At 62.7% G+C, this 16,626-nt stretch carries 14 protein-coding genes; 9 read left to right on the top strand and 5 right to left on the bottom strand.

Annotated features, from left to right (window positions below; all coding sequences use genetic code 11):
- Positions 1–10: 10 nt before the first annotated feature.
- On the top strand, positions 11–454 hold the full coding sequence (locus tag ACQ4WQ_RS12750) for a thioesterase family protein (protein WP_034753479.1): 444 nt from the start codon (positions 11–13) through the stop codon (positions 452–454).
- Between the two features lie 74 nt (positions 455–528).
- Positions 529–1,314, top strand: coding sequence for a substrate-binding periplasmic protein (locus tag ACQ4WQ_RS12755; protein WP_436497540.1), 786 nt, complete (start codon positions 529–531; stop codon positions 1,312–1,314).
- Here the strand turns inward: ACQ4WQ_RS12755 and ACQ4WQ_RS12760 are convergent, their stop codons facing one another.
- Entirely contained in the window at positions 1,315–1,857 is a 543-nt protein-coding gene (locus ACQ4WQ_RS12760; RefSeq protein ID WP_326458395.1) for a DUF3016 domain-containing protein, read from the bottom strand. It abuts the gene before it with no gap.
- A 168-nt stretch (positions 1,858–2,025) separates the two neighbouring features.
- The gene (locus ACQ4WQ_RS12765) at positions 2,026–2,529 is read right to left on the bottom strand and encodes a DUF3016 domain-containing protein (RefSeq protein ID WP_326458396.1); all 504 of its coding nucleotides are present in this window, start codon (positions 2,527–2,529) and stop codon (positions 2,026–2,028) included.
- Between the two features lie 434 nt (positions 2,530–2,963).
- On the opposite strand from ACQ4WQ_RS12765, the gene ACQ4WQ_RS12770 reads away from it, so the two are divergent.
- Complete coding sequence (locus ACQ4WQ_RS12770) at positions 2,964–4,469, top strand: DUF3369 domain-containing protein (protein WP_326458397.1); 1,506 nt, start codon at positions 2,964–2,966, stop codon at positions 4,467–4,469.
- Between the two features lie 133 nt (positions 4,470–4,602).
- Here ACQ4WQ_RS12770 and ACQ4WQ_RS12775 read toward each other — a convergent pair whose 3' ends face one another.
- Positions 4,603–6,546, bottom strand: a complete 1,944-nt coding sequence (locus ACQ4WQ_RS12775; protein WP_436497543.1) for a GAF domain-containing sensor histidine kinase — start codon at positions 6,544–6,546, stop codon at positions 4,603–4,605.
- A 185-nt stretch (positions 6,547–6,731) separates the two neighbouring features.
- Here ACQ4WQ_RS12775 and ACQ4WQ_RS12780 point away from each other — a divergent pair, with 185 nt between their 5' ends.
- From ACQ4WQ_RS12780 to ACQ4WQ_RS12800, 5 genes are all read left to right on the top strand, one after another.
- Positions 6,732–8,279 carry a C13 family peptidase gene (locus ACQ4WQ_RS12780; protein WP_436497545.1) on the top strand — a complete coding sequence of 516 codons (1,548 nt, stop codon included), beginning with the start codon at positions 6,732–6,734 and terminating at the stop codon, positions 8,277–8,279.
- Positions 8,280–8,321: 42 nt separating this feature from the next.
- Positions 8,322–8,684, top strand: a complete 363-nt coding sequence (gene czcI / locus ACQ4WQ_RS12785; RefSeq protein WP_326458400.1) for a cation efflux protein, CzcI family — start codon at positions 8,322–8,324, stop codon at positions 8,682–8,684.
- 105 nt (positions 8,685–8,789) lie between these two features.
- The gene (locus ACQ4WQ_RS12790; RefSeq protein WP_436497547.1) at positions 8,790–10,022 is read left to right on the top strand and encodes a TolC family protein; all 1,233 of its coding nucleotides are present in this window, start codon (positions 8,790–8,792) and stop codon (positions 10,020–10,022) included.
- A 12-nt stretch (positions 10,023–10,034) separates the two neighbouring features.
- Complete coding sequence (locus ACQ4WQ_RS12795; RefSeq protein ID WP_436497549.1) at positions 10,035–11,240, top strand: efflux RND transporter periplasmic adaptor subunit; 1,206 nt, start codon at positions 10,035–10,037, stop codon at positions 11,238–11,240.
- A gap of 25 nt (positions 11,241–11,265) precedes the next feature.
- Positions 11,266–14,406 carry an efflux RND transporter permease subunit gene (locus ACQ4WQ_RS12800; RefSeq protein ID WP_436497551.1) on the top strand — a complete coding sequence of 1,047 codons (3,141 nt, stop codon included), beginning with the start codon at positions 11,266–11,268 and terminating at the stop codon, positions 14,404–14,406.
- A 183-nt stretch (positions 14,407–14,589) separates the two neighbouring features.
- On the opposite strand, the gene ACQ4WQ_RS12805 is transcribed toward ACQ4WQ_RS12800, so the two are convergent.
- Positions 14,590–15,099 (bottom strand): hypothetical protein, encoded by a 510-nt coding sequence (locus ACQ4WQ_RS12805; RefSeq protein WP_326458404.1) that lies wholly within the window; start codon positions 15,097–15,099, stop codon positions 14,590–14,592.
- Positions 15,100–15,463: 364 nt separating this feature from the next.
- Here ACQ4WQ_RS12805 and ACQ4WQ_RS12810 point away from each other — a divergent pair, with 364 nt between their 5' ends.
- Entirely contained in the window at positions 15,464–16,102 is a 639-nt protein-coding gene (locus ACQ4WQ_RS12810) for an Npun_F0296 family exosortase-dependent surface protein (RefSeq protein ID WP_436497553.1), read from the top strand.
- Between the two features lie 78 nt (positions 16,103–16,180).
- On the opposite strand, the gene ACQ4WQ_RS12815 is transcribed toward ACQ4WQ_RS12810, so the two are convergent.
- Entirely contained in the window at positions 16,181–16,417 is a 237-nt protein-coding gene (locus tag ACQ4WQ_RS12815; RefSeq protein ID WP_326458405.1) for a hypothetical protein, read from the bottom strand.
- Positions 16,418–16,626: the final 209 nt, after the last annotated feature.

Raw genomic sequence — 16,626 nt, forward strand, 5'->3', positions numbered from 1 at the left:
AGAGAACACCATGGCCCGTTTGAAACTTGAATTTCCTGAAGACCAGTACTGCTATTCCTCGCAACTGACGGTACGCACGACGGACATCAATGCCGGCAACCATCTCGGCAACGATTCCATGATTTCCATGATTTCCGAGGCACGCGCCCGCTTCCTGTTCGAATATGGCGTGCGCGACATCGAAGCGGACGGCACCGGCATCATCGTCACCGACCTGGCCACCACCTACCGCGCCGAAGCCCATGCACGCGACCAGCTGTTGTTCGAAGTGGGCGTCATGGATTTCAATAAATATGGCGGCGACATCACCTTCCGCATCACGCGCCCGCGCGACAATACCCTGATCGCGATGGCCAAGTCCGGCTTTGTCTTCTTCAACTACAAGCGCAGTCAGGTCGTGCCCATGCCGGAAGAGTTCGGCAGCAAGTTCCCACAGGTAAACTGGATCGATTGATTCAGGTCCGATTAAACGGGCCCTCATGCCGCCATGCTGTATGCTTATCAGGAAGACATTAAATCTGGAGCGGCATGCAATCAGCAATCACGGCAAGACTGTGCCTGGCCCTGGCGCTGCTGGGCATGTTGCCGCCCGTCCTGGCCGCGCCGCAAACCGTCATCCTGTACGGCGACGATGACTATGCGCCGTACAGCTATGTGGAAAACGGCGCCTTCAAGGGCATGTACATCGATATCCTGCGCCAGGCGGCCGGCCGGATGCCCGAGTACCGGCTGGAACTGCAGCCGCGCCCCTGGAAACGGGGACTCGACGCGCTGGAAAAAGGCCAAGTCTTCGGCCTGTTCCCGCCCGGACGCAAGACGGAGCGGCCGTACGTGCAACCGTATTCGGCCATGCTGCACCGCGAATCGGTGGTGCTGTTTTGCCATGATGCCGTCATGCGCACGCCGCGCACGCACTTCCCGACCGACTTTGCCGGCCTGACCATCGGCGTCAACACGGGTTTTCTGCTGTCGGAAAAGTTGATGGCGCCCGCCCGCGAAGGCCTGCTGCGCCTGGAAGCGGCCAAGGGCAATGAAGCCAACCTGAAGAAACTGGCCCTGCGGCGCATCGATTGCTACGCCAGCGACCGCGGCGCGGCACGCCACACGGCCCGCCAACTGCAAGGCGAACTGGCCGGCTACGGCTTTCAATTGCGCGAAGTGCTGGAACTGTCGTCCGAAGCCACCTACATCGCCTACAGCGCACGCAATACGCCCGCCTACAAGGCCGATTTCATCGAGAAGATGAATGCCGCCCTGCTTGCCATGCGGCAAAACGGCCAACTGGCGCGCATCGAAGGGGCGTATTTGCCTTGATTACCTGCGCTGCACGGCGCGCGGCTGCAAAGTCATGACGGGACTGCTGCGGCCCTGCGGCTTGACGCCGAAGGTATTCTTGAACCACTCGTCGATCATGCGCTTTTCATAGCGCAAGGCATCGTTGCTGGAATAACGATTGATATGTTGCAAATAGGACATATCCGACAGATAAGCGTTGCCGCTGGCAATGACTTTGCCATGTTGCTCGAGCGTATAGCGCAAGCGCAGGCGCGGCCAGTCAGCACGGCCCGTCATCACGCGCACATCGAAGGCGCCGCGGCGCGCCGGGTCTTCGCGTCCCGCCAGGTCGACATCGGTGATCTCGATCCTGAGGTCCTGACCCGGGGGCAAGCTCTTGCCCAGCCAGTTGAAGTGATCCGCCAGGCCCGCAAGCACCTGCTCCCGGTCGCGCGAGCTGAACGGCACATCGGAATAGTCGTCGGGTTTGTCGAACGTCACCTGGACACCCGCCCACGCGCTGCTGCCTGCGGCCAGTACCAGGGCGGCTACCCATGTTTTCGTCATCGTGGAAATACGCATATGCCTTCCCTTCAGAAAGTTCACGGTCAGACGGCAACTGCCATGCCGGCCTCTGCCGACCCTGATTGACTATAGCCTGAAGTGAAAATTTCCGGAGCGCAATACGTTTCGTGCGGCGGCAAGTGCGGCGGCACGCGCGGCGCCACACCGCGCGATTGGCCGTGCCGCTTACTTGCGCGCGTGGCGCTTCGGCTTGATGCCAAAGGTATCGGCATACCAGTCATCGATCATCAACTTTTCATAGCGCAACTTTTCATTGCTGAAGTAAGGATTGATGCGGGTCAGGTAAGACATGTCGGACAGGGCCGCATTGCCGCTGCTGATGACCTTGCCATCCTGTTCCAGCACATAGTGCAGGCGCATGCGCGGCCAGTCGACCCGGCCATTCATGACGCGGATATCCTGGCCGGCGCGCAGCGATGGATTTTCACGTCCCGCCAGGTCCACGTCCGTCACGTCGATTTTCAAGGTTTGCCCGGGCGGCAGCGAGGCGCCCAGTTTCTCGAAATGCCGGCTCAATTCCTTCAATACGTCATCGCGGTCCTGCGGGTTGAACGGGACGTCCGTGAATTGATCCGGTTTGCTGAACCGCACTTCGGTTCCGGCCCAGGCCGCGCTGCTGGCCAGCAAGGCCAGGCCGGCGATCAGGGCGCGCGTCGTTTGCTTTTGCATGATGTACCCTTTCAGGAAATGTGAGTGGCATGGCGCCACTTCTTATGCCTGTCCAATATAGCGCGCTCCAGCCCATTCTGACGCGGAATTCATACCTTGTTACTTTTCTGCTTTTCCGCCGGGAAGGAAAGGCGCCGTCTTTTTTTGCAGATTCATTGGCAATATTAATTAAAACAAAGTATTGTCTTGAAAATATAGTTGCCTAAGCGATAAAGTATAGATAGTGTAGACAGCATGGATTTAAAGTGTTTTTTTGGCACGTGTGTTGCATGATTTTAGTCAATTGTTCTTGCTTATTGTTAATACTTAACGGTCGGTCTACAATCGACAAAATGCGCCCGAAAAACGCGCAACGCCGGTAGTGGCGCACAGGGATTCCTGGCGCGGGCGTCTCAGCATTGCGTCAGTTATGCCTTTTAGCGGAACTCGCCCTTATGTCATTTTTGTCTTCAGCATCGCCCAAGTTACCTCCCTGGAAAGTCCTGCTCGTCGATGATGAACCCGACATCCACGACATCACCAAACTGACACTGAGCCGTTTTCGCCTCGAGGGCCGCGCCCTGAGCTTCGTGCATGCGTACAGCGGCGCCGAGGCCAAGCAAGTGCTGGCGCGCGAAGAAGGCATCGCGCTGGTCTTCCTGGACGTGGTGATGGAACGCGAAGACAGCGGCCTGGAAGTGGCGCGCTGGATGCGCGAAGACCTGGGCAACCAGTTTACGCGCATCGTGCTGCGCACAGGGCAGCCGGGACAGGCGCCGGAAGAACGCGTGATCGTCAACTACGACATCAACGACTACAAGGAAAAAACCGAGCTCGACCGCACCAAGCTGTTTACCACCACCTTTGCCGCCCTGCGCGCCTACCGCGACATCATGAAGGTGGAAGAGGCGCGCCAGGCCCAGCTCCACTACCGCGAGGGCCTGGAGCGCGTCATCGCCGCCTCGGCGCACATTTTCAAGCAGCGCAACCTGCGCGACTTCGCCAGCGGCCTGCTGCAGCAAGTCGTCGCCCTGCTGCGCCTGGAAACGAGCATGCTGCTGCGCCTGCGCGGCGCCAGCGCCATCACGGGCGAGCAGGATTACGAGATCCTCGCGCAGATCGGCGACACGGACGACGGCATCCTCAGCCCGTCCTTGCTGTCGCAGCTGGACCATGCCAAGAGCAATAAAATTTCGCGCCTGCACGGCGACACCTATGTCGGCTATTTCCCCAACAGCAGCGGCAAGGCGTCCTTGCTGGTGCTCAAGGGCGTGGAAGAAATTTCCGACCTCGATGCGCAATTGCTGGAAGTATTCTGCTCCGGCGTGGCGATCGCCTTCGACAACATCCTGCTGACGCAGGAAATCACCGATACCCAGGCCGAGCTGATCCTGCGCCTGGGCGACGTGGTCGAATCGCGCTCGCACGAAGGGGGCAACCACGTGCGCCGCATGGCCGAAGTGTGCCAGCTGCTGGCGCAGGCCTCCGGTATGTCGGAAGAGGAAACCATGGTGCTGCGCCACGCGGCACCCATGCATGACATCGGCAAGATTTCCACGCCCGACGCCGTGCTGCTCAAACCGGGCAAGCTCGACGCGGCCGAGTGGGAAATCATGAAGCAGCATCCGACGGTAGGCATGTCCATCCTCGACGGCTCGCAGCGCCCGCTCTTGAAGGCGGCCGCCGTGATCGCCCACCAGCACCATGAAAAATTCGACGGCAGCGGCTACCCGCAAGGCCTGGTGGGAGAGAACATCCACAAATACGCGCGTATCGCCGCCGTCGCCGACGTCTTCGACGCGCTGATGCACAAGCGCTGCTACAAGGACGCCTGGCCCCTGGAGCGCGTGGTCAGCTACCTGCGAGAAGTGAGCGGCAGCCACCTGGACCCGCAGTATGTGGAGTTGCTGATTGCGAATCTGGACGAGGCGCTTGCGTTAAATCAACGTTTCCCTGACTGATATTCACGGCCGTCGTTTTCATTCTGCGAACCTGCGCCGCAAGAGCGCCTGAAAAACGTTCAGGGCAAGGCGCGCGGTCGCAGACAGTGCGAATAGCACGGCAAGACCAAGCAACGCAGCCATGGACGTTTTCTCAGGTGCTCTTAGGCTCCAGCGGGAAGCGGATCTTGTAATGTAGCCCCATCCCCGGCGCACTGACCACCTTCACCGTACCACCGAGCGGGCCCGTCACCAGGTTGTACAGGATATGTGCACCGAGGCCGCTGCCGCCCGAGCCCCGCTTGGTCGTGAAGAAGGGGTCAAACAGCTGGCCCAGGGTGGCGCTGTCCATGCCCATGCCGTCGTCGCTGTAATCGAGCTCCAGCATGTCGCCAGCCGTCCGCACGCTGATCTTGATCTTGCCCGGCTCGCCTTCGGCAAAGCCGTGCACCAATGAATTGACCACCATGTTCGTGACGATCTGCGAGACGGCGCCCGGATAGCTGCGCAGCTGCACCTCGGGTGCGCAATCGATCTCCACCTTGACCGGCTTGCCCTTGAGCTTGGGTTGCAGCGAGAGCAGGATTTCATCGAGGTATTTGCGCAAATTAAAGCTGCGCAGTTCGTCCGAGGACTGGTCCACGGCCACCTGCTTGAAGCTGCGCACCAGCGCCGCGGCGCGCTGCGTATTCGTCGTCATGATCCGCAGGGTCTGGTCGATGATGTCGAAGAATTGCCGCAAGCCATCTTCATCGAGCTGGCCGCCGTCCAGGTCTTCGCGCGTGAGTTTCAATTCCTGCACCAGGTGGCTGGTGGCCGTCACGCAGATGCCCAGCGGCGTATTGATTTCATGCGCCACGCCCGCCACCAGCCGTCCCAGGGACGCCAGCTTTTCCTGGCGCACCAGTTCCGACTGCGCTTCCTGCAAGGCGTTCAAGGCGCTGTTCAGGGCCGCATTCTGCTCTTCCAGCGCTTCCTTGGCCTGGCGCATGGCGCTGTCGGCCTGGATGCGGGCCATCGCCACGGCCACGTGGCTGGCCATGAAGGCCAGCACGTCCAGTTCCGCCTGACCATACACGACGGATTCGTCGTAGCTTTGCACGATGATCACGCCATACTTTCTCTCGCCCAGCAGCATGGGTGCGCCCATCCAGCTGGCGATGCCGACATTGCCCAGCGGCTCGTCCATCTCGCCGCTGGCCACCAGCGCCGCATAGCTGTCCGCATCGAGCAGGCACGCCTGCCGGCGCGCCAGCACATAGGAACTCATGCCGATACCGTAATGAAAGCGTTTCACGGGCGCCTGCGCATCCTTTTCGTCGACGAAATACGGGATCGTGATGTCCTTGTTGTCCGGGTGGTACAGGGCGATGAGGAAATTCTTTGCCGTCACCAGCTCGCTGATGATGGCGTGCAGGCGCGCATACAAGGTCGTCGCGTCGGCCGCCTGCGCCGACAGGTTGGCGATTTCATACAGCGCATGCTGCAGGTTTTCCGCGCGCCGCCGCTCGGCCACCTCGTGTGCCAGCAGGGCCGTGCGCTCCTGCACCGCCTTTTCCAGCCGGTCCATGCTTTGCATGCCTTGCAGGGCGCTCGACACGTGCGTGGCGATCAGCGCAAACAGGGCCTGGTCTTCCAGGCTGAAGCGGTGCTGCGCGTCATAGCTCTGGATGACGATGGCGCCGAGCACCTGGTGCTGCTGGTCCAGCAGCGGGCAGCCTATCCAGTGCTCGGCCGCCGTGCCGCCGCCCCAGGCGCCGCCGCCGATGGCGCGCATGGCATCGTCATCGGCCGTCATCACCAGCTGCTTGCGGTTGACGATGACCCACGCCGTGGGCGACTGCGCCGCGCTGGCCAGGCGCACGCCCTCGTCCGGATCGGGCGCGGCGTCGAATTCGTCGACAAAATAGGGAAAGCGCACGAGGCCGTCGTCGTGGTCGCTGAGCGCCACGTAAAAGTTGGCCGCATACATGATGCGCCCCAGCGCCGCATGCACCGCCTGCAGGAATTCGCTGATATCGCTGCAGGTGCTCGAGCGCTGCCCGATTTCCAGCAACACGGTTTGAACGGCTTCCAGGCGGCTGAGACGGCTTTCCATGGGTGACTATGTACCTTGTGCAAGTATATGTTCTGAAAATCAATATTATCAGTTCAGCCCAGCCTTGGCACGGCATAAAACGCAGAATCTTGCCTTGAGCGATAGCAACACACGCCACGCGCGCATTTGCCACGCTGGCAATACAGTGGCAGACTAGGCCCCTTCCCACAGACCAGACCGTCCTCATGACCGCCACGCTACGCGCCTCGCTTCGCCCCTACACCCTCGCCGGCCTGCTGGCCTTTGCCGCGCTGGGCATGCCGCCGCTGTGCGCCGCGCCAGCCAAGGCGCCGGCGGCGGAAACGGCCGATGGCGGACGCTATTTCGGCCCCCTCGTCGCGGGCAAGATGCACGGCCAGGGGCGGCTCGAATACGCGAGCGGCGCCTTTTATGAAGGAGGCTTCGCGCGCGGCGTGTTTTCCGGCCAGGGCAAGCTGCGCCAGGCGTCCGGCGTCGAATACACGGGCGCCTTCCGCCAGGGCGCCTTCGACGGCATCGGCCGCTACACCTCGCCCAAGGGCGAAATCTATGCGGGCAGCTTCGTCAAGGGCAGCTTCGAGGGGCAAGGCCGCTTCCAGGGCGCCGATGGCGCCACCTTCGAGGGACAGTTCAAGCACTGGCGCCCGCACGGCGCCGGCAAGCTGACCGACACGGACGGCACCGTCTTCGAAGGCGACTTCGTCCAGGGCCAGGTGCAGGGCAAGGCGAAAGTCACCACCAGCGACGGCATCCACTACGAAGGCGAGCTGAAGGACTGGAAATTCGATGGCGAAGGCGTGCTGCGCACGGCCGACGGCGACGAATACCGGGGCGGCTTCAAGAATGGCCAGTTCGACGGCAAGGGCGTGCTGCGCTACGCGGTGGCGCAGCCGGACGGCCGGCGCGAAGACAGCGGCAACTGGACGGAAGGCCAGCTGGACGACCCAGCCCTGGACAAGCTCACGCGCGACAATATCGAGCTGGCCCTGTACAACCAGCGCAGCCTGCTCGACGGCGCCCTGGCACGGATCGCGCCGCGCGACGCGGCGAAAAAGATCAACCTGTACCTGCTGGGCGTGGCGGGCGACGGCGCGCAGGAAGTGTTTCACCGCGAAACAGCCTTCGTGCAGCGCCAGTTCGACCGCGATTACGGCACCGTGGGCCGCTCCTTGATGCTGGTCAACAGCCGCAACACGGTGGCGCAGCAGCCGATGGCCACGCGCACCAGCATCGCCGCCAGCCTCGACGCCCTGGGCGCGAAGATGGACAAGCAGAACGACATCCTGTTTTTATTCCTCACCAGCCACGGCTCGCCCGAGCACGAACTGGCGCTGGCGCAAAACGGCATGGATTTGCACAGCCTGCCCGCGCAGGAGCTGGCGGGCATGCTCAAGCACAGCGGCATCCGCTGGAAAGTCATCGTCATCTCGGCCTGCTATGCAGGCGGTTTCATTGCGCCATTAAAAGATGACAACACCCTCATCATCACGGCCGCGCGCAGCGACCGCACCTCGTTCGGCTGCGACGACCAGAACGATTTTACTTACTTCAGCGAAGCGTATTTCAAGGAAGCGCTGCCCAAGAGCGCCGGCTTTGCCGAGGCCTTCGACAAGGCCAAGGTGCTGGTGCAGGCGCGCGAAGCTGCCGATTTCCTCGAAGGCGGCATGGAGGCGGAAGAGCATTCCGAGCCGCAGCTATTCCAGGGCAAGGCCATCGCCGCGCAACTGAAGGCGTGGCGCGCCCAGCCACGCTAAGCACGGCACGGCCGCCCGCCTTTCTGTACAATAGCCATCACCATGCGACGATTCTTCCTCATTTTGCTGCTGTTCGTGCTTCCGCTCCAGATGTCCTGGGCCGCGGCGAGCGCGTATTGCCTGCACGAGGAAGGCAAGGCGGCGCAGCACCTGGGCCACCACAGCCACCAGCACAAGGCCGATGCGGACAAAAAACCCGTGGCCGACAAGGCTGACAAGCAATCCAAGGGCCAGCCGCACAGCGATTGCAACGTCTGCCACGGCATCGGCCATGCGTGGCTGCCGGCCGGCTCCAGCCTGCCCGTCGGCGACATGGCGTCCGTCAACGCGGATACGTCCCCCTTCTTTTACGCTTCCCACATCCCGGACGCTCCCAAGCGCCCTGACTGGTCGTCGGCCATCTAGGCCGACGGGACGCTTCTTTCACTGATCGCAATATGCGGGCCTGACTAAAGCAGGCGCAAGCCTGCGCGTCCCGTCGAATTCTTTTCCATGCTTTTGGAGAATTCGATGTACCGAATCATCTTGTTACTTTCCGCTGGCCTGCTGGCCGGCAACTTTGCGCACGCGCAAACACCTGAAGAACCCGCCGCGCCTCTGACCCTGCCCGCCGCGCTGGCCCTGGCCGAAGGCGGCAACGCCATCCTGTCGGCCGCCCGCCATGAACTGGCGGCGCAGGGCGGCGCCCTGCAACAGGCACGCGCCCTGCCCAATCCGGAACTGCAAACCGTGCTGGAAGACACGCGGCGCGCCACGCGCAGCACCACCGTGCAACTCAACCAGCTCATAGAACTGGGCGGCAAACGCGGTGCGCGCGCCGCCGTCGCCCAGCGCGGGGAAGACCTGGCGCACGCCGGCCTTGCGCTACAGCAAGCCGACACGCGCGCCGCCGTCACGTCCGCCTTTGTCGACGTGCTGGCGGCGCAGGAAGGCTTGCGCCTGGCCGACAGCGCGCAGGCGCTGGCCGCGCGCGCCAGCGACATCACGGCACGCCGGGTGACGGCCGGCAAGGCCTCCCCTGTCGAGGAAACCCGCGCCAAGGTCGCCGAAGCGAGCGTGCGGCTGGAACTGAACCTGGCCCGCAGCACGCTGGCCAGCGCCCGCAAGCGCCTGGCCGCCCTGTGGGGCAACGCCGCGCCCCGCTTTACCGTGGCCGAGGGCCGGCTGGAAACCTTGCCGCAGCTGCCGCCAGGCAGCGAACTGGCGGCGCGCCTGGAGCAGGCCCCGGCCGTGCGCCAGGCCCGCAGCGCGCTGGCGCAGCGGCAAGCCATGCTGGACGTGGAACAGCGGCGCGCCACGCCCGACGTCACGGTAAGCATCGGCATGAAGCGCTCGGAAGAACTGGGCCGCAACCAGGCCATCATCGGCCTGGCCCTGCCGCTGCCTTTGTTCGACCGCAATGCGGGCAACAAACTCGACGCCCTGCGCCGCAGCGACAAGGCCAGCGACGAACTGGCCGCCGCCCGCATCGCCGTGCAGACGGCTGTCGCCGCCGCCAGCGAACGGCTGGCCACGGCCCGGCTCGACGTGGAAAGCTTGCGCCAGGACATCTTGCCTGGCGCACAAAGCGCCTACGACGCGGCCAGCAAGGGCTTTGAGTTCGGCAAGTTCGCCTTCCTTGACGTGCTCGATGCTCAGCGCACCTTGCTGCAAGCCAAAAACCAATACCTGCGCGCGCTGACGGAAGCGCAGCACGCCGCCGCCGAGATCGAGCGCCTGCTGGGCACACCAGCTCCTCTGTAAGGAATATCCTCCATGAACATCCCACTGAACAAAAAGCAGGCGATCGCCATCGCCTCCATCGCGGCCGCCGGCATCGTGCTGGCCATCCTCATCCTGGGCACGGGCAATTCCAAGACCGCGCCGCCCACCGCCGTCAAGACGGAAGCACATACTGAAAAGAAAGACGAACACGGCCACGAGGAGGTGGAAGGCAAGCTGGAATTGACGGCTGCGCAAAGCCGCGCGGCCGGCGTCGTCATCGCCACGGCCGCGCCCGGCCGCATCAAGACGACGGTCGCCCTTCCCGGCGAAATCCGTTTCAATGAAGACCGCACGGCCCACGTCGTGCCCCGCCTGGCCGGCGTGGTGGAAGCCGTGCAGGCGGACCTGGGCCAGCTGGTGAAAAAGGGGCAGGTACTGGCCGTCATCGCCAGCACGGAACTGTCGGAGCAGCGCAGCGCACTGCTGTCGGCGCAGCGGCGCTTGTCGCTGGCCCGCTCCACGTATGAGCGCGAAGAAAAACTGTGGCGCGAGAAAATTTCGGCCGAGCAAGATTACCTGCAGGCGCAGCAAGCGTGGCGCGAGGCGGAAATCGCCGTGCAGAATGCGCAGCAAAAACTCAGCGCGCTGGGCGCCAGCGGCGCTGCCAAGGGGCCGCTGAACCGCTACGAGATCCGCGCGCCGTTCGACGGCATGGTGCTGGAAAAACACATCACCCTGGGCGAAGCCGTCAAGGAAGACGCGAACATCTTCGTCATTTCCGACCTGTCGACCGTATGGGCGGAAATCGCCGTGCCGGCGAAGGACCTGGCCACCGTGCGCATGGGAGGCAAGGCCGAGGTGAAAGCCAGCGCTTTTGATGCCAGCGCGCAAGGCACGATCACCTACGTGGGTGCGCTGCTGGGCGAACAGACGCGCACGGCCAAGGCACGCATCAGCTTGCAGAATCCCGACATGGCCTGGCGCCCGGGGTTATTCGTCAGCGTGGAAGTGGTGTCCGGCGAAGCGGACGCGCCCGTCACCGTGCAGAGCACGGCCATCCAGACGGTGGAAGACAAGCCCGTCGTCTTCGTGCAGATCAAGGAGGGCTACCAGGCCGCGCCCGTGGTGCTGGGGCGCAGCGATGGCAATCTGACGCACATCAAGCAGGGCCTGGCCGCCGGCACGCCGTACGCGGCGCAAGGCAGTTTTGTCCTGAAGTCCGAGCTGGGCAAAGATGCTGCCGGTCACGAACATTGATCACGTCAAAGCTAAGGAAACCATCATGTTTGAACGCTTGATCCGCTTCGCCATCGACCAGCGCTGGCTGGTGATGCTGGCCGTGGCCGCCATGGCCGGCCTGGGCATCTACAGCTACCAGAAGCTGCCCATCGACGCCGTGCCCGACATCACCAACGTGCAGGTACAAATCAATACCCAGTCCGCCGGCTATTCGCCGCTGGAAACGGAACAGCGCGTGACGTTCCCCATCGAGACGGCCATGGCCGGCTTGCCGAACCTGGAACAGACGCGCTCGCTGTCGCGCTATGGCCTGTCGCAAGTGACCGTGATCTTCAAGGATGGCACGGACATCTATTTTGCCCGCCAGATGATCAACGAGCGCCTGCAGGAAGCGAAGGAAAGCTTGCCAGCTGGCATCACGCCCAAGATGGGGCCCGTCTCCACGGGCCTCGGTGAAATCTATCTGTGGACGGTGGAAACGCAGGACGGCGCGAAAAAGCCGGACGGCACGCCGTACACGCCGACGGACTTGCGCGAAATCCAGGACTGGATCATCAAGCCGCAGTTGCGCAATGTCACGGGCGTCACGGAAATCAATGCCATCGGCGGTTACGCCAAGCAATACCAGGTGGCGCCGTATCCGGAAAAACTGGCCGCCTACGGCATCAGCCTGCAAGACGTGGTGACGGCGCTCGAGCGCAACAACAGCAACGTGGGCGCAGGCTACATCGAAAAGCAGGGCGAGCAGCTGCTGATACGCGCGCCGGGCCAGGTGGCGTCCAAGGATGACATCGGCAACATCGTCGTCGCCAATGTGCAGGGCGTGGCGATCCGCATCCGCGACGTGGCCGACGTGGTGCTGGGGCGCGAACTGCGCACGGGCGCGGCCACGGAAAACGGCCGCGAAGTGGTGCTCGGCACCGTCTTCATGCTGATCGGGCAGAACAGCCGCGCCGTGTCGCAAGCCGTCGACAAGAAGATGGTCGAGATCAACCGCAGCCTGCCGAAAGGCGTGCACGCCGTCACCGTGTATGACCGTACGGTGCTCGTCGACAAGGCCATCAATACGGTGAAGAAAAACCTGCTCGAAGGCGCCGTGCTGGTAATCGCCATCCTGTTTTTGTTCCTCGGCAATATCCGCGCGGCCATCATCACGGCCATGGTGATTCCGCTGGCCATGCTGTTCACGTTTACGGGCATGGTGCAATACCATGTGAGCGCCAACCTGATGAGCCTGGGGGCACTCGATTTCGGCATCATCATCGATGGCGCCGTGGTGATCGTGGAAAACTGCGTGCGCCGCCTGGCCCATGCGCAGCAAAAACTGAGACGGCCGCTGACCTTGCAGGAGCGTTTTCAGGAAGTGTTTGCGGCATCGCAAGAAGCGCGCCGGCCCCTGCTGTACGGCCAGCTGATCATCATGGTCGTGTACTTGCCCATCTTCGCGCTGACGGGCGTGGAAGGCCGCATGTTTACGCCGATGGCCCTGACGGTGGTGATCGCCCTACTCGGTGCCATGCTGCTGTCGATCACCTTCATCCCGGCCGCCGTGGCGCTGTTTATCGGCGACAAGGTGGCGGAGAAGGAAAACGCCATCATGCGCGCCGCCAAGCGCTGGTATGCGCCGCTGCTGGACAAGGTGATGCGCAACACGCCCGTCGTGTTGACGGGCGCGGCGGTAGCCGTCGTGCTGTCCGGCTTGCTGGCCACGCGCATGGGCAGCGAATTCGTGCCCAGCCTGAACGAGGGCGACATCGCCATCCAGGCCCTGCGCATCCCCGGCACCAGCTTGAGCCAATCGCTGGCCATGCAGCGGCAGCTGGAAAGCAAGCTGATGGCAAACCACAAGGAAATCGCACGCGTGTTCGCCCGCACGGGTACGGCCGAGATCGCGTCCGACCCGATGCCGCCGAATATTTCCGACGGCTACATCATGCTCAAACCCCGCGACGCATGGCCAGAACCGAAGAAGTCGCGCGAGCAATTGCTGGCGGAAATCGAGGCGACGGCCACGAGCTTGCCGGGCAATAACTATGAGTTTTCACAGCCGATCCAGCTGCGCTTCAATGAACTGATTTCCGGCGTGCGCAGCGACGTGGCCGTGAAACTGTTCGGCGACGACATGGCCGTCCTCGACAGCACGGCGGCGAAGATCGCCGGCGTGCTGGGCAAGATACCGGGCGCAACGGAGGTAAAAGTCGAGCAGACGACGGGACTGCCCATGCTGACGGTGCAGATCGACCGCGAGCAGACGGCCCGCTATGGCCTCAATATTGCCGACGTGCAGTCGGCGATCGCCACGGCCATCGGCGGGCAAGAGGCAGGCACGCTGTTCCAGGGCGACCGCCGCTTCGACATCGTCGTGCGCCTGCCCGACAGCCTGCGCAGCGACCTGGAGCAACTCAAACGCCTGCCCATCGCCCTGCCCCTGGGCGCGGCGGCGGAAGGCCGTGCCCGCTTCATCCCGCTCGGCGAAGTGGCCAGCCTGCAAGTGGCGCCGGGGCCGAACCAGATCAGCCGCGAAGACGGCAAGCGCCGCATCGTCATCAGCGCCAACGTGCGCGGGCGCGATATCGGCTCATTTGTTGCCGACGCCACGCAGCAGTTGCAAGCGCAGGTGGCCATTCCCGCCGGCTATTGGACCAGCTGGGGCGGCCAGTTCGAGCAGCTGCAGTCAGCGACAAAACGCCTGGAACTGGTGGTGCCCGTGGCGCTGGCGCTCGTGTTCGTGTTGCTGTTCGCCATGTTCGGCAACGTGAAGGATGGACTATTGGTCTTCAGCGGCATCCCGTTCGCCTTGACGGGCGGCATCGTCGCCCTGTGGCTGCGCGACATCCCCATGTCGATCTCGGCAGCGGTCGGCTTCATCGCCCTGTCCGGCGTGGCCGTGCTCAACGGCCTGGTAATGATCGCCTACATCCGCCAATTGCGCGAACAGGGCATGCCCTTGCAGGATGCGATACGCGAGGGAGCGATCACGCGCCTGCGGCCCGTCTTGATGACGGCGCTGGTAGCGTCGCTGGGCTTCGTGCCGATGGCCATTGCCACGGGCACGGGCGCCGAAGTGCAGCGCCCGCTGGCCACCGTGGTCATCGGCGGCATCCTGTCGTCGACGGCCCTGACCCTGCTGGTGCTGCCGCTGCTGTACCGGCTGGCGTATGCCGTCAGAGGCAGGTCGGAGTAGCGGGGGCCGCCGAGGCCGCAAGCGCGTAATCCGACGCATTGTTGACGCCGGTGGTGACGTCGGATGACGGCCTTTCAGGCCTGATCCAACCTACCTGTCCATGCGTCGGTTCCGCAGACGTAGGTCGGATTAGCTCCGCAGGAGCGTAATCCGACACCAGCATCGGCGCCAACAATATGCAGCTTACGGCCGGCGGTAGCCGCCTTCGATCCAGTTCGCCGCGGATGTGGCATTGAACTTGAAGGCGGCCGAAGTGCGCACCTTGGCGATCTGTTCGCCGTCGGCGTCGTAGGCGCTCAGCTCCGCGTACGGGTGGTCTTCGTCGGGCACGATGTCGAACATCACCTTGACTTGCCCCTCGTCGGTGGCGACGAACACATTCTTGTGCAATTGCGCATGCAGCTGTTGCTCGTGGCGGCGCAGCACCTCGGACGCCGTCTTCACCAGCGTGTTAAACGCGTTGACGTCGAGCGGCTTCGGGTTTTTCTTGTCGCGGCCCATGGTCCACGGGCCCACGAGGGCCGGCTCCGGCTCGCCATCCTTGATCATGGCCACGGCCCAGCCTTCATCTTCCTCGTTCTTGATCACGCGCGCCGTCCAGCCATTGCCTACCCACAGGCGCGGCTCCTGGATCGGGGCGTCATTGTCCGGCTCGGCGGATTCGTCGGAAAAATCGGGGAAATCGGTACTCATGGCGGTGCTCGTGATGGAAGGTCGGGGCTAGCATGATAGTCGAAAATGCCCACCCGTGCCGCCTTGCCGCAAGGTAAGGCGCAGCCCGCCATAGTCGATCCCGGCAATAAGACAAGCTATCAATGTAGTAGCTTTCCTCTAGCAATCGCGCTTTGATATTTCTCAAGTAAACCTATTATTATTTTGCAATCTGAATTGTGTTTTTTATATTTAAATATTGCACGTAGTAATGCTTGGCCCCAAGAAATTCTTTCATCATGCGACGTCCCTCGTCTCCGCACGCCGCATTGCCTCGCCACGCCGGGCACTTTCGTCGTTCCTGATACACATAGCTGTGCACACCCACACATTCGAGGGAATCAACATGAAAATCTTGTCCACTCTGGCCTGCGCGACGCTCGCCGTCGCCGCAGGCAGCGCCAGCGCAGTTCCCACCTTCACTACCGGCGGTACTGTACTGGCGGGCGAGGGGCTGGTCACGTCGGTAGCAGGCGCCACCACCATCAATTTCAATAATGGACTACTGCCCGGCAATTACACGGGTAGCGTCTTTACCAGCAATCATCCGGGCTATGCCGCGCAGCCGCCGAACGATCTGACGGCCTTCTATTCCGTCGGCGTGACGAATGGCCAGATCACCCCTGGCGTCGCCACCTTCGGTGGCGGCCTCAGCTATTTTGGTTTCTACATGGGTTCGCCAGATACGTATAACAGCGTCGTCTTCACCATGGGAGATCAGAGCACGGTCACCTTGACGGGATCGCAAATCGCCACGCTGGGCAGTATCAGCGCCAATGGCGATCAATCGGTCGGCCTGTATGTAAACGCGTGGGCGGGCGCAGGGAAAAAATTTACCTCGATCGCCTTTCACTCGACAGGCCAGGATGCGTTTGAAAGCGACAACCACGCCTTCATCGCAGCCGTTCCCGAACCGGAAACCTATGCCATGCTGCTGGCCGGCCTGGGCTTGCTGGGTTTCATGCTGCGCCGCAAGCAATCCTAATTCCAGGCATGCACCCGCAAAAGCCCGCACTGCGGGCTTTTCACTAGCAGACTGGCCATTTCTTTCAATGGCCAGGTATCAGCACATGGACATGGCAGGCCGGTTGGGCCAGGTCAGCGGCGGACCGGGCGGTACCCAGCGCGGGTCGATGGCCGGCAGCGGCGCATGGTAATTGAACGGGGTGATGATGATCGGCGGGATCGCCGATGGCGCGCCGACGGGTTCGGCGCAGGACTGCGTGGCGCTACGCTGGCGCGTGGTTCGATGGTGGAAAAGGGATAGCGATTGATCCCCGGTATCTGCAAACAAAAGCATGTTGCCCTCCTTGCGAGACTGAGGTGTTCAGTATAGGACGGCTTGCGCACATTACAAGAAAAGAAATCTTGTTCCAGATCAGCGTTTTCCGGCCTCCACCGCCTTCCATACCGTGAAAATGACGGCCTGTCGCACACCGCTGGCGGCAAGCGGGGCGCGCCCCTACAGTGTGACCATGCAACTCCCGATCACCCACACACTGAGGCTTA

Origin of the sequence: Janthinobacterium goodfellowi, assembly GCF_051380695.1 — a bacterium.
Taxonomy (GTDB): Bacteria; Pseudomonadota; Gammaproteobacteria; order Burkholderiales; family Burkholderiaceae_D; genus Janthinobacterium.